Raw genomic sequence first — 20500 nt, 5'->3', positions numbered from 1 at the left:
GAAGTAGAGAATGGAAGATGACTGCGGCGCGATAGCGTATATACGTCACTTGCATTGCCTTGATTACAAGCCCCATATCGCAGCGGTGGCACTGTGACGATTTTCGACCAGATCATTGAAGCGCAGGAACTCCTCGGCAAGAACCGCGAGAACGCTCAGTCACCAGAGGAGAAGGAGTTGTTTCTCCTCGCCATCGACGCGCTCTGGTTCATCTGGAGGAATGGTCAATCGTATGAACTCGAGAATTACCGTAAGGAGGTCGAATCCAATGCTCCTCGCGGAGTAATCGCCTCCTTCAACACGCGGGGCGAGGCGGAATCCTGGCTCAATGCACAGCCTGAGCCACCTGATCTGGCCTGTGTGCTGATCGCTGACAAATACCATATCGTCCTGTCTTCTCGTGACCGTAGCCGCCGCTCGCTCGTCCCAGATCCCGAAATTGAACTCCATATCGAGGAGATGACGCGAAACGGTCTTCCCCCGGCAGTGGCCACGTTCGACACTCGTGACGAGGCGAACGTCTGGTTCAATAGCCAGGCCGAGCCCCCAGCTCAGTCCGTCATACGGATTGGCGGTGAGCACTACCTCGCGGTGTATTACCAAGACATCCATCACCGTGTCCTCTTCCCCTTCTCGATGGTCGAGCGACTCCACGAAAGGCGAAACAAGAGAAAGAAGATGGAGCTGTGAGCACACCTTGAGCACACCTGCTGATGGCCTTTCGTAGGTGGTGCCAGCGCCATACTGCTCCTACCCTTGACCAACTTGGCGGCTTGACGGACACACCCTCATTTTCATGTAATTCCGGAGCGACGGCATTTCGCGTCACCTCCGGAGGTGCGCCGTGTCCACCCGTTTCCCCGGCGCTCGCCCTATGGGCGTGCGGCCAGGCTCCTGCGTTGGCGCCTGGGCTCTCATCGTCCTCTTTCAGTTCGCGTGTGCCACGAGCACCCCACGGAGCAGCTTCGGGGGTTACCGCTCGGAGCCCGGCCTCGAATCCGCCACGGTGTACGTCGTGGACTTCATGGAGCCCGGTGCCGTCGCCACCCGGCCGGTGCCCATTCCCAGGGCCGAGTTCCAGCAGGCCGTCCTGCGCCTCTCCCGTGACGTGCGGCTGGGGGCGAAGACGCCACGGCAGGCCGCCCATGAGTTGCTGAGTCTCTTGGGGACACCACCCGACGACTCCAAGGTGGCCGCGACGGGCTACTGGAAGCTGGAGCAGCACCGCGGCGAGGGCGTCACCTGGATACTCGAGCGCCAGGAGGGACTCGTTGTTCTCACCCCCCAGGCCGAACAAGCCCTCAAGGAGAAGTACCTCAAGTGGTGTGAGCCCCGGGGCGGTGGCGACTGTCTGGGCCTGCTGGACGATGACCCGTACCTGCGCACGGACGACCGGCGCACACTGGCCCTGGCCCTCGCTTTCGGCAACGTGCTCGACGAGACGCGTGCAGCGCTGGGGCGAGAGCTGCTGAATGCGCAGGCGCTCGTCTCCATGGTCGTCTGGACGGTCGCTCTCTACTGCATGATGTGGGTGGTGCCCGAGCCGACGACCAAGGCCCTGGCCGCCGGCATGACCCTCATCCTGATGGGTTACCTGGGCCTCAAGACGGTGTACGAGCTGATGGACGGCTGGGCCCGCATGGCCGACACGGCGTACCACGCCACCACCTTCGAGGAACTGCGCGCGGCAGGCGAGGAGTTCAGCAAGGTGCTGGGCGAGGACGCGGCGAGGGCCATGATTCTGGCGGTGTCCACACTCGCCGGGCACACGCTGGGGCAGGTGGTGGCGCGAGTGAAGTCACTTCCGCGATTCAATCTCGCGGGAGCACAGTTCGAAGCGCAGGGCGGTGCCGCTGTCATGGCGCGCCTGGAGGCCACGGAGGCGGCGCTCGCGACGGAGGGGGCCCTGGCCAAAGCGGTGGCGGCGGCGGAGACGGTGGCCACCTCACCGCAGGGCCCCATGGCCGTGGTGATGCTCAAGAAGGGGCGGGTGGGTGGTGGGGAAACGGCCCCTGGGGGCCGCTCCGCCGAAACCGTCATCCGTCACCGGGGCGGCAACCGACAAGTGGAGCTCAGCGATGGCCAGCGCTGGCACCTGCCACGCGGAAAGTCGGCTGCGGACATTCCCGCCGAGGACATGGTGGGTGACATGCTCCAGGAGGCCGTCACCAAGGCCGCGAACGAGTGGGGGCCCCACAGGCTTTCTGGCGCCGAGAAGCGGGCCATTAATGAGGCCCAGAGGAAGGGTGAATACTGGCTGTCGCGACTGCTGGAGCGAGAGGCCCGGGGGCGTTTCGTGCACGCCAAGGTGGAGGCACAATTCAAAGGCAGCCTCCGGTTCAACCACCAGGGCGTCGACGTGGTTGATCTGACGACCAACCGCAAGTACGAGATTCTCTCCGGAACGGAGTCGAACCTGGCACGGCACGGCAGGCGTATGGCGGGCGAGTTCTTCCGGATGCTCACCTTCTGAAAGGGGCGGTGGCCATGGACCGGTTCGGTAACGTTCTCTTCGAGAACAAGGAGATTGAAAACGAGCGGCTGGAGTTGATGGATAAGGAGGCGCACTACTTCCTGGGCCCCAACCTGACGATGAAGGACTGCACCCTCGTGCTGAAGGTGTCCGCCCGGCGTCTGTTCTTCGATGGAGCGCGCTTCGTCAACTGCACCTTCGAGGTGAGGCAGGAGCTGAAGAACCACCAGCAATGGGCGGCCGCGTCCCTGAAAGGCTGCCGGTTCAAGGGGCGGCTGACGGGGTGCGATTTCGGGTACTGGCCCGAATACATGAGCCTGCCGGGGTTTCAGCACGGCTCCATCGAGGACTGCGACTTCACCGAGGCCCGTCTAGATGGTTGCCGCATCATGGGCTGTGACCCTGCCACCATTCGCTTTCCCAAATGGCCCTGCTTCACCATCCTGGACCCCATCGGGCGAGCCCCCGAGCTGCGCAGCATCAAGTGGCCGGGCCTCGTCGGCGACGTCATCGTGGATGATCTCCACACCCATCCGCCTCGTACCAAGGCCCTGACCTACTACGCACCCATCCTGGCTGAGCGGCTTGAGACTACGCCCGAAGAGATCAGCGCCGTCATCGAGAAGTTCGACTGCATTCTCTACTGACGGGCCGTGCTGAAGGCGCGCGGGGCCCTCGCGAAGAGCCACCCCGCCGCAGCAGCACGAAGTAGCGACAACTGCCGAGGGGAGGGGGCTGGCCTCCTGCGATCTGCAACGCCGTGACCTCGCGTACGAAACGCGCCGACAGAGGCGGCCCCCCAATCAACCCATCCACGCTGACAGGGCTCGAAGTGCGCCCCGCCTGTGCGCAGGTCAGCGTCTTCACGCGCGGGGGACAACCGGGAGACACTGTGTCCCTTCCCTCCCCATGCCCCCCGGGAGCAGGCTAGGGTGGGCGTTTCTCGACCCCCACGGACGATCCGCGTCCCCGAAGAGGAGGCAGCACATGGACATGGAGGGAGCCTGGCTGGACATCTCGGTGCCGTTCGGCGAGGAGCCAACCGCGGAGGCCCAGACTCAACCGAGGGTGGGGCTCCCGGAGTCCGCCGCCGAGCAGGCCGAGTGGCTCAAGAAGGCCGCGTGGATGGGCACGTACGTGACGGCGCCGCCAAGTCTCGAGCTGGACCTGGAGGACACGGAGCGCTTGCCCCTGAGCGCCACGGTGGGCCGGGCGCGCGTGCTGCACTTGGATGATGTGGACTGCATCCGCGCGGACTCGCTCGCGGACTACGAGCCGAGGCCGGGAGAGCGCTTGTTGCTGCGTACACGCAACTCGCCGAGCGAGTGGTGGAAGCGCCCGCACGCGGACAACTTCGTGATGCTGTCCGAGGCGGCGGCGCGTCTGCTGGTGGAGCGCCAGGTGGCCTGTGTGGGCGTGGACTACGTGTCTCGAGTGGGCTTCCACGCGGAGGCGCTGGCGGTGCACCAGCAACTGCGCGAGGCCGGCGTGTGGCTCATCGAGGGGTTGGACTTGAGCGAGGTGAAGGTGGGCGTGCACGAGCTCGTGTGTCTGCCCTTGAAGGTGAAGGCGGAGTGGGGCTCGCCCGCCCGAGCGTTGGTACGGGCGATCCGCTCCCCGGCCGCGGGGTAGCCAGGCGGGCGAAAGCCGCTCGCCCACTGGATTCATACATCTCCTGAACGCGCCGGGGCTCCCGAGTAGGAAATCTCCAGGGCTCTCCAGCGCGGGGAGGAGTGTCATGGACGGGGACAAGACGTCGCGGCCTCCAGCCATCGAGGACCATGGGGTCATCGGCGACTTGCGTACGGTGGCCCTGGTGGCGACGGATGGCACGCTCGACTGGCTGTGCTTCCCGTATTTCGACAGCCCGAGTGTCTTCGGAGCGCTGCTGGACCGGGAGAAGGGCGGCCACTTCCGCATCTGGCCCGAGCTGGACGGCGGGCGGGTGGTGCGCAAGCAGTTCTACTGGCCGGACACCAACGTGCTGGTGACGCGCTTCTACTCGCCGGACGGCGTGGGCGAGCTCGTGGACTTCATGCCCCTGGGCAGGGGGGACCGCGTCCGCGAGGTGGTGCGGCGCATCCGCGTGGTGCGCGGGGAGATGTCCTTCCACATGGAGTGCTTGCCCGCCTTCAACTTCGGACGGGACTCGCATGCGGTGCGGCTCATCCGCGGCGGGGCGAGCTTCCTGTCGGACGGGCTGAAGCTGACGCTCGCCACGTCGGCGGAGCTGGAGACGGATGGGCGGCGGGTCTCCTCTCGCTTCTCGCTGCGTGAGGGCCAGTCGGCGGTGTTCTCGCTGCGCGAGGGCGCTCCCGAGTCGTGTCATGACCGGGTGTTGGGGCACGAGGCCTCGGAGGTGCTGTTCCGCTCCACGGTGGAGTATTGGCGGCACTGGCTCGCGGGGTGCAGCTACACCGGGCGGTGGCGCGAGACGGTGCATCGCTCGGCGCTGGTGCTGAAGCTGATGACGTTCGAGCCCTCGGGGGCCATCGTGGCGTCGCCCACGTGCAGCCTGCCCGAGTCACCCGGTGGCGCACGCAACTGGGACTACCGCTATGTCTGGATTCGCGACGCGGCCTTCACCGTGTACGCGCTGCTGCGCATTGGTTTCCGCCAGGAGGCGGGTGCCTTCATGCGCTGGTTGGAGAAGCGCATCGCGGACCTGCCACCGGGTATGCCCCTGCCTCTCATGTATGCGCTGGATGGGGGCGAGGTTCCGGGCGAGGAGGAGTTGTGGCACCTGGCGGGGTCTCTGGATTCCAGGCCCGTGCGCGTGGGCAACGGGGCGGCCCACCAGTTGCAGCTCGACATCTACGGCGAGCTGATGGACTCGGTGTATTTGTATAACAAATACGGGGCGCCCATCTCGTATGACTTCTGGAGGCACCTGCGGCGGCTGGTGGACTGGCTGTGCGAGCACTGGCAGGAGCGGGATGAGAGCATCTGGGAGGTGCGGGCGGGGAAGCAGAATTTCGTGTACTCGAAGATGATGTGCTGGGTGGCGGTGGACCGGGCCATCCGGTTGGCGGACAAGCGCAGCTTCCCGGCGAATCGCGCGCGGTGGCTGGAGACGCGCGACGCCATGTTCGAGGAAATCATGCAGAAGGGCTGGTGCGCGAAGCGGGGCGCGTTCATCCAGTCGTATGAGTCGATGGCGCTCGACGCGGCGAACCTGCTGATGCCGCTGGTGTTCTTCCTGTCGCCGGTGGACCCGAGGATGCTGTCGACGCTCGACCTCCTGCGCAAGCCGCCGGCGCAGGGCGGGCTGACCTCGGATGGGCTGGTGTTCCGCTACGACTTGGATGTGGCGAGGGACGGGCTGTCGGGGCGGGAGGGCACGTTCAACCTGTGCACCTTCTGGCTGGTGGAGGCGATGACGCGCGCGAGCGTGACGCGGCCGGATCTGCTGGAGGAGGCACGGCTCACCTTCGAGCGCATGCTGGGCTATGCGAACCACGTGGGACTGTTCGCCGAGCAGACGGGGCCCTCGGGCGAGGCGCTGGGCAACTTCCCGCAGGCGCTCACGCACCTGTCGCTCATCAGCGCGGCATACAACCTGGACAAGGCGCTCGGCCACCGGGACTGAGGGGAGGATGCCTCCTCGGCTCCCCAACGGCCCATGGAGCTTCGGCCGCCGTGGCCGCTCCCGGCTCGGCCTCGCTCGCCTGACCCCTGTCTCCGGCCTCCGGCTGATAAGCTGCCGCCCCGTGCAGAACGAGCCCCTGGTGCTGACGCTGGAGCTGTCTCGCAAGGACAGCTCGGCCGAGCCCTTCGCCTTCCACTTCCAGAAGCAGGAGTACCTGCGGCGGCGGGCGGATGGTTCTTTGCGCAGTGCGTCCTTCCCCTGGAGCCAGGGCCTCCTCGATGACCTCTCCCGTCTGGAGCGCAGGGACCTGGACCTCGGCCTCATCCAGCGCCTGGGCCATGAGCTGCGCCGCTTCCTCGAGGGGCTCGACTGGGGCCGGGACGAGGCGGAGCTGCACGAGGCGCTCAGCCAGCAGCGCGAGGTCCACCTCACCGTGCGCTCCGCCGCCGCCGAGATGCATGCGCTCCCCTGGGAGCTGCTCATGCTGCGCGACTCGGGGCAGCACTTCGGCCAGCACAAGGGCTGCTCCCTTCACTACGAATGGACCGGCGCCAGCGAGCCGCCTCGGACGGAGGTCACCTCCCCCTCCGAGGGCCGCATCCTCTTCGCCTGGTCCGGCGCCGGAGGAGATGTGCCCGCCTCGGCCCACCTGCGGGTGCTGCGCGACGCCTGCCGCAGGAGCGGCCTTCCCTTCGACGAGGCGCGGGATGTGCTCGCGCAGGTGTCGCTCGAGGCGCTGTCCCGGGAGCTGGACCGTTCCCGGAGTGCTCGCGAGCCGGTGAGCGTGCTGCACCTGCTCTGCCACGGCGGGCAGAAGGGCGGCACCGACGGGCTCATGCTCGAGGGTGACAGCCCGGGGCCCTCCAAGAGCTTCGTCGACGCCCACCGGCTGGGCGAGGTGCTCGGGCCCCATGCTGGCACCGTGCGGATGGTGGTGCTGTGCGCCTGTCAGGGCGGCCATGAGCGGCTGGGCAGCCCCCTGGGCGGTGTGGCCCAGGCGCTCCACCGCGCGGGGATTCCCGCCGTGGTGGCCTCGCGGCTGCGGCTGTCCACCGAGGGCTCCCTCCTGCTCACCGAGTCCCTCTTCGGCTCGCTGCTGGGCGTGCCCGTCTCGCCGGAGGCGCCGCTGGAAGCTCCCGGCTCCGTCGAGGCCGCGCTGGCGGCGGCGCGCGGACGCCTGCGCGAGTCGGGGCTCATGGAGTGGGCCTCGCTGCAGCTCTACGCCCGGGCCAGGCCGAGCCCCGGCCTGCGTCCCCTGGCCCTCCGACCCTACCGGGGCCTGCTGCCCTTCGAGCCGGAGCACCGCCGCTTCTTCTTCGGCCGCGGCGAGCTGGAGGCCGAGCTGGTGCTGCGCGTGCGCGCGGCCATGGGCGGGTGGGGCTCGCGCTTCCAGGTGGTGGCGGGTGCCTCGGGCAGCGGCAAGTCCTCGCTGGTTCGGGCGGGACTCGTGCCCCGGCTGCGTGCGGACACGCGCGACGCCTGGGATGTGGTGATGATGCGGCCCGGCGAGGCCGGCTCGCGGTGGACGTCCGGGACGGCGGGCCCGGGCCGGTTCAGCTCGCTCGGGAGGTTGCGGGCGCTGCTGGCCGGGCTCCATCGTCCGGAGGGCGCTCCCCCGGCGCGCACGGCCACCGTCGCGGAGGTCCTCCAAGAGGCGAGGCTGCTGCGCGCGGCCCGTCCGGGACGCTGGCTGCTGCTGGGGGTGGATCCACTCGAGGAGCTCTTCACCGAGGTGCCCCTGGCCCGGGAGCGCGAGGCCTTCGTGCGCGCGCTGTGGAAGCTCGCCCACGCCGAGGCCTCCCGGGTCATCGTCGTGTCCGCGCTGCGCGTGGAGGCGCTCGGGCGCTGCGGCGAGGTGCGGGTGGAGCCTCGGGGCCCCCGCCTGGACGAGGTGGTGTACTCGGGCGAGCACCGGCTCTTCGTCGGCCCGCTCCGGGGCGAGCCGCTCGTCCAGGGTATTGAAGGGCCCGCGCGGACGGTGGGGCTGGAGCTCGAGGCGGAGCTGGTGGAGCAGCTGAGGCGGGACGTGGAGCAGGAGCCCGGAGCGCTCCCGCTGCTGGGACATGTGTTGGACAGGCTGTGGGAGCGGCGCTCGGGCCGGCTGCTCACGCGGGCGGCCTATGAGGAGCTCGGCGGGGTGGCGGGAGCGCTGGCCCGGACGGGAGACCAGCTCTACGCGGAGCTGTCCGAGGCCGAGCGGCACCAGGCGCGCCGGCTGCTGGTGCGGTGGGTGGAGCCCCGGGAGGAGGCGGGCCCGCGCGCGCGGCGCTGGGGGCTGAAGGAGGTGCGCCCGGAGCAGGAGGCGCTCGCCGCCGCGTTCGACGCGGTGGTGGAGAAGCTGGTGAGGCGCCGGCTGGTGGTGAGGGGCGTGGACGGGGACGGTGGGGGCGCGGCGCCGGAGCCATGGCTGCGGATTGCCCACGAGTCGCTGAGCCGCCGGTGGGAGCGGCTGGTGGGGTGGGCGCGGGAGGAGTGGGAGCGGGAGTCCCGGGCGCGGGAGATGGACGAGCGCGACAAGCGCGAGGAGGCGGAGCGGTGGCGGGTGGCGCTGGACGTGTCGCGCGTGCTGCGGGCCCGGTGGCTGATGGAGGGGGACCCGGCGCTGGCGGCGCGGGTGCTGCGCGAGGTGACGGAGCCGGAGCGGACGCCCGAGTGGCACCAGGCGGCGCTCGAGGTGCTGCAGCGTGGCGGCGTGGAGCCCGTGGTGCTCCAGGGCCATGATGGGAAGGTGGAGCTCGCGGAGTTCAGCGCGGACGGACAGTGGGTGCTCACCGGCTCGGAGGACGGGACGGCGCGGGTGTGGAGGGCGGATGGCACCGGCAAGCCCGTGGTGCTCGCGGGCCACGAGGGAGGCGTGTGGTCCGCGGAGCTGAGCGCGGACGGCCGGCAGGTGCTCACCACCTCGCAGGAGGGGCGGGTGCGGATGTGGAGGGCGGATGGGACGGCGGCGCCCATCCTGCTCGCGGGCCACGAGGAGCGGGTGTGGCCCACGGAGTTCAGCCCGGACGGGCAGCGGGTGCTCATCGTCTCCGAGGACGGGACGGTGCGGGTGGCCCGGGTGGAGGGAGCCGGCGAGCCCGTCATGCTCCGGGGCCACGAAGGCGGCGTGAGGACGGCGACGTTCAGCGCGGACGGGCAGCGGGTGCTCACGGCGTCGGAGGACGGGACGGCGCGGGTGTGGAAGGCGGAGGGCGGCGGCATACCGGTGGTGCTCCGGGGCCATGCGCGGGGCGTGCGGAGCGCGGAGTTCAGCGCGGACGGGCAGCGGGTGCTCACGGCGTCGGAGGACGGGACGGCGCGGGTGTGGCGGGCGGATGGCACGGGCAAGCCGGTGGTGCTCGCGGGCCATGCGGGAGGCGTGGCGGCCGCGGCGTTCAGCCCGGATGGGAGGCGGGTGGTCACCGCGTCGGAGGATGGGACGGCGCGGGTGTGGAAGGCCAACGGCAAGGGGGCGCCCCTCATGCTCGCGGGCCATGCGGGCGGTGTGTGGTCCGTGGCCTTCAGCCCGGACGGGCAGCGGGTGCTCACCGCGTCGGGAGACGGGACGGCGCGGGTGTGGAAGGCGGATGGCACCGGGGAGCCCGTCATGCTCGTGGGCCACGAGGGCGGCGTCTGGTTCGCCGAGTTCAGCCCGGACGGGCAGAAGGTGCTCACGGCGTCGGAGGACGGGACGGCGCGGGTGTGGTGGGCGGATGGCCGGGGAGCGCCGGTGGTGCTCGCGGGGCACCTGGGGGGCGTGTGGTCGGCGGAGTTCAGCGCGGATGGGCAGCGGGTGCTCACCGCGTCGGGGGACGGGGTGGTGCGGGTGTGGAGGGCGGACGGCCGGGGCGAGCCCGTGCTGCTCCGGGGCCACGAGGGCGAGGTGGGCTCCGGGGCGTTCAGCCCGGACGGGCAGCGGGTGGTCACCGCGTCACGGGAGGGGACGGTGCGGGTGTGGAGGGCGGACGGCGCGGGGAAGCCCGTGGTGCTCCAGGGCTATCTGGCGGTGCTGTGGCCCGCGGAGCTCAGTCCGGATGGGCAGCGGGTGCTGGTGCGCTCGAGGGAGGGGACGGTGCGGGTGTGGAGGGCGGACGGGACGGGAGAGCCCGTGCTGCTGCGCGGCCACGAGGAGGAGGTGTGGTCCGCCGAGTTCAGCCCGGACGGGCAGCGGGTGCTCTCCAAGTCGCAGGACGGGACGGCGCGGGTGTGGAGGGCGGACGGGGCCGGAGCGCCGATGGTGCTCGCGGGCCACGAGGGAGGACTGAGGAGCGCGGAGTTCAGCCAGGACGGGCGGTGGGTGGTCACCGTGTCGGAGGAGGGGACGGTGCGGGTGTGGAGCGCGGAGGCCGCCGGCGAGCCGGTGGAGCTCGCGGGCCCAGAGGAAGAGGTGGAGCTCGCGGCGTTCGGCCCGGACGGGCAGCGGGTGCTCACGCGCTCGAAGGACGGCACGGTGCGGGTGTGGAGCGCGGATGGCACGGGCACGCCCGTGGTGCTCCGGGGCCATGAGGGACGGGTGGAGCTCGCGAGGTTCAGCCCGGACGGGCAGCGGGTGCTCACCGCGGCGCAGGACGGGACGGCGCGGGTGTGGAGCGCGGATGGCACGGGCGAGCCGCTCGTGCTGCGCTGCCCCGAGGCCCGCACGCGCTTCACCTTCAGCGCGGACGGCCAGCGCGTGCTCTCCGTGTCGGAGGGCGGGACGGTGCGGGTGTGGACGATGGAGAGCGCGGGGGAGCCCGTGGTGAGCCTGCTCCATGCGCAAGAGGTGGGGGCCGCGGAGCTCAGCGCGGATGGCTCGCGCATCCTGCTGAGCACGGACCAGACGCTGTACCTCTGGAGCGTGGGGACGGAGCGGCTCCAGGCCCTGCTGCGCGAGGCGGCTCCGGGCTGCCTCACGCCGGAGCAGCGCCAGCGCTACCTCCTGGAGACTCCCGAGGAGGCCCGGGTGGGCTACGAGCGGGCGCTTCGCGGCGGCGCGGCCCGGTGAGCGGGCGGACCCTCCGGCTCAGCCCCGCTTCCCACTCCCTTTAACCTTCAAGGCCCGCGGCTTCTCGGAGGCGGAGGCCGCTTCCTCGTGCTCCGGCGCCACGCCGTGCCACAGGATGTCCACCATCTGCGCCAGCCAGGGGTTCTCCTCCTCCGGAGGGATGGGCTCGTTGGTGATGTGGGCGAGGAAGTAGCGGTACTGCAGGCCCGCCAGGAACATGCCTGCCATGACGCGCGGGTCTCCCTGGCGCAGGCGGCCCTGCTCCTGGGCCCGGCGGAACCAGCCCGACACCGTGTCGAAGGTGCGCGCCGGGGGCGGCACGCCATCGTTCGAGGCCCGCCACTCCTCGGGGGTGATGCCCGCCTCGCGCAACACCGAGAAGGCCGGCACCATCTCCCGGAAGAAGGCATCGATGGCGCCCGCGATTTCGCGGAGCTGCTCCGTCAGCTCGCGCTCGTCCGGACCCTCGGTCATCAGGTCCAGCCACGGCGGCGTCTTCGCCACCCCGAACGCCGCCATGAGCAGCTCGCGCTTGGTTCCAAAGCGCTTGAGCAGCGCCGGCCCCGACACCCCCAGACGCGCGGCGATCGTCTCCGTGCTCACCGAGGCACCGTGCTCGATGAAACACGCGCGTGCCGCCTTGAGAATCTCTTCGTCCAGGACCTGTCGGGGACGTCCCATGCTCTGCCCGTTGAATTGGTTAGCTATCACTAACTAACTAACCTTTCGACGGGTACGGAATCAAGTGGGGAACGGAGACAACCCTTCACGGCGGGTGCCCAGCCGCGCGTCGAGGAACCTGCCGATGCGGGCGGCCATCTCCTCGGGGACCTCCAGGAGGGGGAAGTGGCTGCGTGCGGGGAGTTTCTGCACCTGGAACCAGGGGTGCGAGGAGGCGAACGAGCGCTGGCCCTCCAGCCAGGCGGGGTCATCCGGCTGGGCGTAGAGGTGGAGGGTGGGGACGGGAGGCGAGAGGGAGGCGAGCGCCTCCACCGGGCTGCCGTACTGGGCGTACACCTTCCCAATCTCCCGCCCGGCGCGCTTCCACATGTCCTCGCCGAAGGAGCCCATGTCCTCGTGGACGAAGCGGATGATGTCCGGCGAGTTCACGCCGTGCAGCCACAGGGAGAAGAGCCCGTCGCGGGCCTGCTTCCACTGGGGCGACTGCAGGGCGCGCACCGCCTGGAGGAAGGCCGGAGGCGGCTCCAGCACCAGCCAGTCCAGCAGCACGAGCGCGGGCACGCGAGCCCCCAGTTGGCGCCGCAGCTCCATGGCCCACCAGCCGCCATGGGACAGGGCCACGGGCACCACCTGGCGCGCGCCACTGGCGTCGATGACGCCGCGCAGCACGTCCACCACGGTGGCGTTGTCGAAGTCAGGGACGGGCTGCTCGGAGTCGCCGTGGCCGGGCAGGTCCACCACGAGCGTGCGCTGGAGCGTCGCGCTCCAGGGCGCGAGCTTCCGGAACACGTCTCGGCTGGTGCACCAGCCGGGAATGAAGAGCAACGCGGGCCCTCCCTGCCCCACGTCGTCATAACGGATGCGTACCCCACCCACGAGCGTCTCGGCCATGTGCGTCTCCCCCCGGGCGGCCTCGGAGCTGTCCCTCTCGCCGCCAGGGGCGAGTCATCCTCCGGGCGGCCACGGAGGGACAGCGGACCGCGGTGCGGTGCCGCCGTTGGCTGGCCGTCACTTCAAGCGACCGGGCTCGAGCCGCGCTCGGGGATGCCGAAGAGCTCGAGCTGCTGCAGCCGGCCCTTCACCGCGTGGGCGCCGAGCGGCTCGAAGGTGGCCTCGTCTCCGAGCGCCTCGCGGCACTCGCGGGTGAGCAGCAGCGCGCGGCCGAGCGCCTTGGTCAGGTCCTGCACCCGCGAGGTGGTGTTCACCGTGTCGCCGATGACGGTGTACTCCTGGCGCTGGGCGCCGCCCACGTTGCCCACCACGGCCTCACCCCGGTGCAGAGCCACGCCGATGCGCAGGTCGGGGAACTCGCCCCGCTCGCGCATGAGCTCGGCCTCGGCGAGCATCTCGCGCGCGGCGGCCAGGGCGCGCCGGGCATCGTCCGGCTGGTGCGTGGGCGCCCCGAAGACAATGAGCATCCCGTCCCCGAGGAACTTGTTCACCAGTCCACCGTGGGCCGCCACAATCTCACACATGCGCCCGAAGTAGAGGTTGAGCAAGCGCAGCGTCTCCTCGGGGGACTGGGACTCGGAGAGGCGGGTGAAGTCGCGGATGTCGGTGAAGCAGATGGTGACGGCGCGGCGCTCACCGCCCTCGGGCATGCGGCCGGAGAGCAGGTGCTCCATGACCTGCTCGCTCACGTGCATGCCGAGCAGTCCGCGCACGCGCTCTCGCTCGACGGCGCTCTCGGTGAGACGCACGAGCAGCCCGCGCATGGAGCGGCTGGCCACCATGCCGAGCGCGCCGGAGGTGACGAGGAAGATGGACTTGGCGAGCGTGACGTAGAAGTCGAAGGCGCCCGAGGCGAGGAGCTCCGGCGAGGCGGCGGGACGCAGGACGAACTGGACGAGCACGAGCAACTGCGCGGCGGCGGCGAGCCCGGCGAAGAGACATAGGCGGGGCTGGAGCCGGGGCGTGGACATGACGACACCCACGGCATAGAGGGCGGGCCCGCCCGCGGACAGGGCGAAGGCGGGGCCGTTGACGCGCAAATCCAACAGGGCGACGACGGTGCCCATGGACACGTCCACGAGCGAGGAGGCGTAACGCATCCACGGGCGGTAGCGGCCGGCGCGCATGAGGAGCGCGACGCAGGCATACCAGGCGAAGAAGAACAGGGTGGCGGCGAGGATGATGCGCGGGATGGGCGAGCCCGAGGCGATGGAGGCGAGCACCAGCGCGGTGGCGATGGCGGAGGCGGTGGTGGCGACATGCGCGACGCGGGACTCGAGCTGGAAGACGGTCTGGCCGAGGAGGGCATCGAACCCGCTGGGAACGGGAGGAGAGCCGGGAGGGGCGCGCATGTGGAGGCGAGGATAACGCCAGGAGGAGGGCGCGGGGCAGCGGGTCAGTGCCGGGAGGAGGGAGCGCGCGAGCCCACGGCCTCATCCAACTCGGCCTGAAAGGCGCGGTGACGGCGGAAGCTCTCCCGGAAGCCAGCGAGGAGCAGGTTGCCACGAGCCTGCTCGCCTTGCAGCCAGAGGACCTCGGCGGAGGCGACGAGCAACGTCGCGGCCTTGCCGTAGCTGCGCCGGTGCTTGTTGCTGACGATGGAGCTCACGCGCTTGCGGGCGATCTCCAGACTCCACTCGAGCATCCGCTCGTGCTCGGAGGGCTCGAGCGAGAAGGCGGGGAGGACGTCGGCATACGCCCGCGAGAGACGGTCGCGGAGCACCGCATCATGACGCTCATCACCCGAGTACCAGTCGCCAGCGTGGGCGCCCGACTCGAGCGCCTGATGCCAGAGCCGGTCCACGTTGCGAGGCAGGGCCCCGAGGGGCTGGCGAGACAGGAGCACGAGGAAGGCGGGGACGACGGTGCCCTGGGGGTTGTCGCCATAGGTCCACCCGAGGGGACTTTCCTTGGCGGCAATCGCATGAGCGGATTCCCAGTCGAGCGCGAGCAACCAGGCATGAGCGAGCAGCCGCCGGTCGACATGAGCGGGCGCCTCGAGCCGGTCTTCATCATCGAGGAGCACGGCCATGGAGCCCGAGGGCCTGCGGGGTTTCTGGAGGACCTCCTCGAGATGACGGGCGGCCTCGCGCATCACCCGGGAACGCTCGGACGCGGAGGAGCGGGAGTCGCGCAGGTCGAGCATCCGCGAGAGGGTGGGCCGGGAGACGAAGGCCTCCCAGCGAGCGGAGCGCACGGTATCGGCTTGCCCGAGACGCGCGGCGGCCGAAACGAGGAAGTCGGCGATGGCGGCGCGGAGGGGGAGACCGGAGGGGAGCACCTCGAGGGCCTCGCGGGCGGTGGTGAGGACCTTGCGTGGAGGGCCCTCGCGCTCGAGCGCGGCGAGCAGCTCGACGAAGGCGCGAGGGTGGCGGGAGGGCTCGGAGAAGGCGAGCTCGCGCAGGCCGCGAGTGCCCTGGGAGAGACGGATGGCCTCGCGCAACCAGGCATCGGCATCGGGGCCGTCCTGCTCACGAAGAAGGGAGACCCAGTCGCGGAGAAAGACATCGGAGTCGGGGAGGGGCTCGGAGGAGATGTCGAGCCAGTCCTGCATGAGGGGCCTGGGCCCGCGGGGGAGGAGCGAACGCACACGGCGCATCTGCTCGAGGAGGACGGGGGCGCGCTGCTCGGGGGGAGTGGTGAGGTAGACGGCGCGGAGGTAGCGGGCGCGGGCCTCGGGGAAGTCCACCTGGGAGAGGTGCTCGGGGCGGAGACCGCGGCCGAACTCGTCCTCGTAGGTGAGGAGCTCGAAGAGGGCATGGTAGGCCTCGCGGGCGAGCGGGTACTGCCCACGCTCGGAGGCCTCCTGGGCGTGCGAGAAGAGAGCGGTGAGGGGCTCGAGGAGCTTCGCGTAGGGACCGAGGATGTCTTCCTCGGGCCAGAGCTCCTCCCATTCCCTGGCCATTTCCGGGAGCGAGTGGGAGAGCTCGGCGATGTCATCGAGCAACTCATGTTGGCCGAGGAGCGCCTGAGCCCCGGAGTCCGAGGGCTCCTGGAGGGATTGCAGGAAGGAGAGGCGTTCGGAGGGCCGCACACGGCTGGCGAGGACGCGGAGGAGGACGCTGAGCTCATCAGCGGAGCAGGCGGCCAGCCGGGTCTCGAAGGCCTCGCGGAACTCCTTGAGCGGCAGCTTCTCTGGGTGAGACAAGTGGACTTCAGCCATAGGTAGTCAGAATATGACCTCCGCCGTCATATCCTGCCACATGCCCTCGATTGATGCTGTCGGCCCTTGCCTGCTCTTCTGCCGAGGTACAGGGCGCTCTACGCCGTCAGCCGTCTAAGGTCACCCCCCGGGAGAGCGCGGTGAACGGCTTCCTGAAGGCGTAGCACATGGTCGATTGGTGGCTCGAAACGAGTGTAGAAGAAGCCATGAGAATCGTTGCTCTCTGTCTGGGCTTGCTGCTCGCAGCGCCTGCTGCTGCCCACGCTGTCGAGGATGAGTTGTGCGGGCCAGTTCTGGTGCCTGTTGCTCAGATGGCCCGTGGGGAGAAGTTGTGCCGGACTTCAGCGCGCGCCTTCTCGGAAATGCCAGCGGCCGGAGCTGCGGAACTCCGCACCCTGCTTACCCCCGAGAATCTGGTCACCATGACGGCGCTAACCTCCGTGTGGCTGGGCACCCAGGGCGTGCCCGTGGTGGGCGAGGCCGTGGACCTGGCCCTGGCGTCGCTCGGAGTCGTGCTTCTGTCCGTGCAAGCGGGCGATGTGTCCAGGGCGCTCTGGACGTTTGCCAACCGCGCCCTCTCTGCGCGCACGGACGTTGACTTGAAGGAAGCCTCCTCGTCACTGGCCTGGGCCGTCTCCAAGGTCGGTGTGAATGTAGTGGTTTTCGTGCTCACGAAAAAGATGGTGAGCAGGGTGGCCAGACCTCGTGTGCCACCGAACGAACCTCCGCTCGTCACGCCCGAGGGGGTGGTAGCCCCCAACGCGGGTGCTACGGCTGCTCAGGCCAACACGTTTGCTCCGGCAGCGGTGGCGAGCGGGGTTCTCTCACAAGGCACGAGTAGACCGCAAAGCGGTGCGCAGGCTGCGGTGCCGAAGAAGGTGGACCCGAATGCGTTCATGGAGTGGATCGCGAAGGCGCGGAGGATTCTCGTCCGCGAGAACTCGCCAGCAAGTCGTTATCAGGTCAGGCAGGCTGGAGCCGAGGAGTTCACCGTATCGGGTGGAGGCAAGGAGGTACGGGCAGACGGCGCTCGCGCGAGTGATGCCCACCTTCTGGAGGTCAAGCACGTCGACAAGCCGGAAACCAGTCCCTATGTTCCCGGTTCGAAGTGCAACGAGGATGTTCGCGAAATGGTCCGGCTCGAACTATTCGGACAGCTCCAGCGGTACGCAGCCGTCATCGCTGATGCCGCAACTCCTGTCGTAGGTCTCGAAATCATTACCAATGATGCACGTGCAGTGCCCTATCTCGAGGCATTGATGAATCTGGCAGGCGTTCCGGGGAAGGTCGTCGTGCGACCCTGAGCAGGGCATGCCAGGAATTGACAAGGGAGATCGAACTTATGGACTACTTCCTCATGTCTCGGGACCGGCGGAGCATCGATGTCGAGAGATTCATCGACCTCCTGCGTGTCCGGTGGCCCACGAGCAGGATCAAGATCATTCCGGACCCGGAGGACCACCACAGCGTGGAGTTCGAGTTGCCCATGAAGGAGTCCACGCTCCTGGGTTCCCTCAACCGCGAAGGGTCGACCGTCATCTTCTACGGGGCCATCCGCGATTGCGCCGGGTTCGCCCTCTGGTATCAATCCGTCGTACCCGAGGTCTGTCCGCTCCTCATGTTCGATGAGGGCTATGACCGGAGCATCGGCCTCCAGCCCGATACGACGGCCGACGACATCATCCATGCGCTCAGTGATGAGAGGTGAGCGTCAACATCGTCGTGAGAGCTGTGAGGACGTCGCCTCCGGACGTCAGGTTCGCCACTGGGCACTCACCCACCGTGTCGGGAAGACCTGATTCGCCGAGTCGCTCGCACCAGGGTGACCACGGAGGTCGAGCAGTCCTTGCCCTGGCAGGCGGGCTCCTCTAGCGTGCCGTCCTCCTCACGGAGGCGTCGTGCATCCACGTACCTGGCCCGTTGCGCTCTGGGTCTTCCTCGTCACCCTGCTGGCCGTCTCCGAGGCGCGAGCCAACGGGAGGCGGATGCGGCAGGGGACCGTGCTCGTCGCGGGACAGCCGGGCGGAGCGCCGTCCGTGCTGTACGTGGCCGGGCGGCTGTCCACGCTGGTGGACTTCGAGGACCTGCTCGAACCGCGAGCGCTGCTGACGCCCGAGCTGCACGCGCGCGTCACCGTGGTGGTGGTGGGACCCCGCTCGCTGGTGATTGTTCCCGCGAGCGACCTGGCGGAGGGCGAGCGACTCCTGCTGCCGGTGGCGGGGCGGACGGAAGCGGGTGGGCTCCGCACGCTGACGCTGGCGCTCGTCACGCGGCGGGACGAGGTGGACGTGCAGGCGCGCGTGTCCTTCGCCTCACGGGAGCCCCCTCGGGTCGCCAACGAGGAGGATGGGGGCGAGGGGGCGGTGGCGAGGATGCTCCTCGAGAGCCATGAGCCGGGCACACCCCCGAGGCTGGCGCTCGTCACGCCGAAGGAGACGCTGGCCTCCAGGAATTCCGATGATGTCCGCGCAAATGTCAATTCTGTACTCCGGATGGACCAGTTCCTCTTCGTGTCCGTGTCTGTCAGAACAACTCAAGTCAACTCCAAGCCCTGGCGACTCGCTCGAGCCCGGATGGAATCCGGATGCGAGGCACTGCCGACAGGTGGGGGGCTTCCTCTTCCTGTTGTCGTCACCGCGGCCGTAGCTATAGGGCCATGGCAGTTCCACACCTTCTCTACCCTGATTCCAGATGGAGTCGGGTGCGTGTCATTGACGCTGGAGGAGGACGGTCCCCGGATGCTGCGCTTCGAGCGTGTGAGGCTTCCGCGATGACGAAGCCCTTTCACCCGGCACTGCTCCAACCCGGGGACATGGTGAGGCACTACCGGGTGGTGCGCCGCCTGGGCAATGGTGGCTTCGCGTTCGTCTTCCAGGTGGAGGAAGGGGGCCGGTTCTACACGCTCAAGATGGCCGCGCGACCGCCGAGTGATGAAGACGAGGCCCGCGAGGATGAGCGGGCCTTTCGTGAGGCGGTCTCCCTCGGTCACTTCCGCCACCCCAACCTGCTGGCCGTTCGCGAGCTGGGCCGATGGCCGGACCTGGAGGGTGGTCACTTCTTCTTCGTCACCGACTACGTCCCTGGCTCCACCTTCAATGCATGGCGCTGGGGGACACAGGCCGCTCTGCGTCGGCTGGTGACGGTCTCGAGCGAGTTGGCCCAGGTGTTGGCGGAACTGCACGAGCGCGGCGTGTGCCACCGCGACATCAAGGCCGACAACGTCCTGGTGCGGGATGGGGATGACAAGCCATTCCTCATCGACTTCGGAGCGGTGTTCCTGCCAGGGGCGTACACGTTGACGCGGGAACTCCCCCCGGTGACGTTCCACAACATGCCGCCCGAGGTCGCCGCCTTCCTGCGAGGGGGCGAGTGGGAACAGGGAGCGCACTTCCCCGCGCAGCCCGCGGCGGACCTCTACGCGTTCGGTGCCCTGCTCTACGAGGCCCTCACGGACTGCCATCCCTTCAACCCCCGCCTGTCACCGGAGAAGCTCCTGCTCGCCATTGAGTTCCTCCCGCCGGTAGAGCCCGTACAGTTGGACCCGCGCGTGCCACCGGGCCTGAACGAGCTGGTGATGCGATTGTTGGCGAAGGCGCCGGAGCAGCGGCCCCCGAGCGCCAGAGCCGTGCACGAGGAGTTGGTGCGGATGCTGGAGCGGGAAGGGGACACGGAGGCCTGGACGGCGCTGTATGCCTTTCCCACGACGCGCGATGGCGCGGGCCCACGGGCGGAGGCGCAGCCGGGAGAAGGGGCTGGCACGCCAGAGGTTCTCGAGGCTCCCCGGCATCCCACGGCCTCCAGCCGCCAGGCGACGGATGACTCGCCTCCGTCACCCGAGAGGGACGCTCCGGTGGTTTCGGAAACGGTCGGGCCGAACAGCACTGGGCGGGAAGCGAGATGGTATCGCAAGGGTTGGGGGAGGGCACTCGTCGTGCTCGCCCTCTTCCTGCTCCTGCTCGGGATAGGGTGGGGATTCATCCGCACGCTGTGCGCGTCCGTCTTGGAGGGGGCGTGTTCCGGTGCGGCTTCCACCGCGCTGGCCCCTCCGGCGCCTTCCGAAGAAGGATGCGAACCCTTGCACTTCTCCACACCCAGGTCTTTCCGCGAAACCCTCGCGCTGCTTTGTGCCGTTTCCACCCACTTCCTGGCCTGCACGGGCGCCCCCGTGCGCCCTGACGTCGGAGGTTTTCTGGAACGGTGTCCTCCCGAGGCTCGCCTGACGGCCCTACGATTGGGTTTCGGGAAGCGGCTCTTCACGGCTGTCGAGCTGACGACCGTTACGGACGCAGGCCTTGGGAAGACGAGTCTGCGCAATGTCAGGAGCGGACCCATGGAGGGGTGGATATTCCTGCCCGACGAGAGCATCCGCCGGGTGACCGGTGAGGCGAAGGTGTTACCGGATCGGGTCTACGTGCAGTTCGATCGGATCTATCTCGATGGGCTCTATCCGAGCACTCCCGGTCGCATGGCGACTCCGATTTGTGCCGTGGTCGTGAGCGATCTTGACCGGACGAAGTTCGGGGTGCTGACGCATGCAGCCCTTCCGGACGAAGGGGTCGAGGTCGATCCCTCCAAGGTGGACCGAATCCCGGATGCAGCCGTCATCAATGCGCCCATGGTGGACACGTATGTCCAGGTCCCCGATCGCCACTTCCCGGAGTGATTCAGGTAGGCATACCC

General features: G+C 69.1%; 14 protein-coding genes. 10 read left to right on the top strand and 4 right to left on the bottom strand.

Annotated elements, in window-relative coordinates; all coding sequences use genetic code 11:
* Positions 1 to 93 precede the first annotated feature (93 nt).
* The 6 genes from DAT35_RS46135 (at position 94) to DAT35_RS46110 (ending at position 11025) form a co-directional block, all read left to right on the top strand.
* Positions 94 to 690 carry a head protein gene (locus DAT35_RS46135; RefSeq protein WP_108075729.1) on the top strand — a complete coding sequence of 199 codons (597 nt, stop codon included), beginning with the start codon at positions 94 to 96 and terminating at the stop codon, positions 688 to 690.
* A gap of 154 nt (positions 691 to 844) precedes the next feature.
* The gene (locus tag DAT35_RS46130) at positions 845 to 2473 is read left to right on the top strand and encodes a hypothetical protein (RefSeq protein ID WP_108075728.1); all 1629 of its coding nucleotides are present in this window, start codon (positions 845 to 847) and stop codon (positions 2471 to 2473) included.
* Between the two features lie 14 nt (positions 2474 to 2487).
* Positions 2488 to 3120 carry a hypothetical protein gene (locus DAT35_RS46125; RefSeq protein ID WP_108075855.1) on the top strand — a complete coding sequence of 211 codons (633 nt, stop codon included), beginning with the start codon at positions 2488 to 2490 and terminating at the stop codon, positions 3118 to 3120.
* 340 nt (positions 3121 to 3460) lie between these two features.
* Entirely contained in the window at positions 3461 to 4105 is a 645-nt protein-coding gene (locus DAT35_RS46120) for a cyclase family protein (protein WP_158502155.1), read from the top strand.
* A 106-nt stretch (positions 4106 to 4211) separates the two neighbouring features.
* Complete coding sequence (locus tag DAT35_RS46115) at positions 4212 to 6062, top strand: glycoside hydrolase family 15 protein (protein ID WP_108075726.1); 1851 nt, start codon at positions 4212 to 4214, stop codon at positions 6060 to 6062.
* A gap of 121 nt (positions 6063 to 6183) precedes the next feature.
* Entirely contained in the window at positions 6184 to 11025 is a 4842-nt protein-coding gene (locus DAT35_RS46110; RefSeq protein ID WP_158502154.1) for a CHAT domain-containing protein, read from the top strand.
* Positions 11026 to 11043: 18 nt separating this feature from the next.
* On the opposite strand, the gene DAT35_RS46105 is transcribed toward DAT35_RS46110, so the two are convergent.
* The 4 genes from DAT35_RS46105 to DAT35_RS46090 form a co-directional block, all read right to left on the bottom strand.
* Positions 11044 to 11706 carry a TetR/AcrR family transcriptional regulator gene (locus DAT35_RS46105; RefSeq protein WP_108075724.1) on the bottom strand — a complete coding sequence of 221 codons (663 nt, stop codon included), beginning with the start codon at positions 11704 to 11706 and terminating at the stop codon, positions 11044 to 11046.
* Positions 11707 to 11766: 60 nt separating this feature from the next.
* Entirely contained in the window at positions 11767 to 12597 is an 831-nt protein-coding gene (locus tag DAT35_RS46100) for an alpha/beta fold hydrolase (RefSeq protein WP_108075723.1), read from the bottom strand.
* Positions 12598 to 12719: 122 nt separating this feature from the next.
* Positions 12720 to 14009 (bottom strand): adenylate/guanylate cyclase domain-containing protein, encoded by a 1290-nt coding sequence (locus tag DAT35_RS46095; protein WP_108075722.1) that lies wholly within the window; start codon positions 14007 to 14009, stop codon positions 12720 to 12722.
* Positions 14010 to 14053: 44 nt separating this feature from the next.
* Positions 14054 to 15805, bottom strand: coding sequence for a hypothetical protein (locus DAT35_RS46090; RefSeq protein ID WP_108075721.1), 1752 nt, complete (start codon positions 15803 to 15805; stop codon positions 14054 to 14056).
* 182 nt (positions 15806 to 15987) lie between these two features.
* Between DAT35_RS46090 and DAT35_RS46085 the strand changes: the two genes are divergently transcribed.
* The 4 genes from DAT35_RS46085 to DAT35_RS46070 all read left to right on the top strand — a co-directional run bounded on the left by DAT35_RS46085 (position 15988) and on the right by DAT35_RS46070 (position 20483).
* Positions 15988 to 17124, top strand: coding sequence for a restriction endonuclease fold toxin-2 domain-containing protein (locus DAT35_RS46085; protein ID WP_108075720.1), 1137 nt, complete (start codon positions 15988 to 15990; stop codon positions 17122 to 17124).
* 38 nt (positions 17125 to 17162) lie between these two features.
* The gene (locus DAT35_RS46080) at positions 17163 to 17528 is read left to right on the top strand and encodes a hypothetical protein (RefSeq protein WP_108075719.1); all 366 of its coding nucleotides are present in this window, start codon (positions 17163 to 17165) and stop codon (positions 17526 to 17528) included.
* Between the two features lie 190 nt (positions 17529 to 17718).
* Positions 17719 to 18594: a DUF2381 family protein gene (locus tag DAT35_RS46075; protein ID WP_108075718.1), complete on the top strand. Its 876-nt coding sequence runs from the start codon at positions 17719 to 17721 to the stop codon at positions 18592 to 18594.
* Positions 18591 to 20483 (top strand): serine/threonine-protein kinase, encoded by a 1893-nt coding sequence (locus DAT35_RS46070; protein ID WP_158502153.1) that lies wholly within the window; start codon positions 18591 to 18593, stop codon positions 20481 to 20483. Before DAT35_RS46075 ends, DAT35_RS46070 begins: the two co-directional genes overlap by 4 nt.
* Positions 20484 to 20500: the final 17 nt, after the last annotated feature.

This window comes from Vitiosangium sp. GDMCC 1.1324 (assembly GCF_003044305.1).
Lineage (GTDB): Bacteria > Myxococcota > Myxococcia > Myxococcales > Myxococcaceae > Archangium.
Note: the sequence above shows the minus strand (reverse complement) of the source record. Positions and strands in the feature narration are given on the sequence as shown.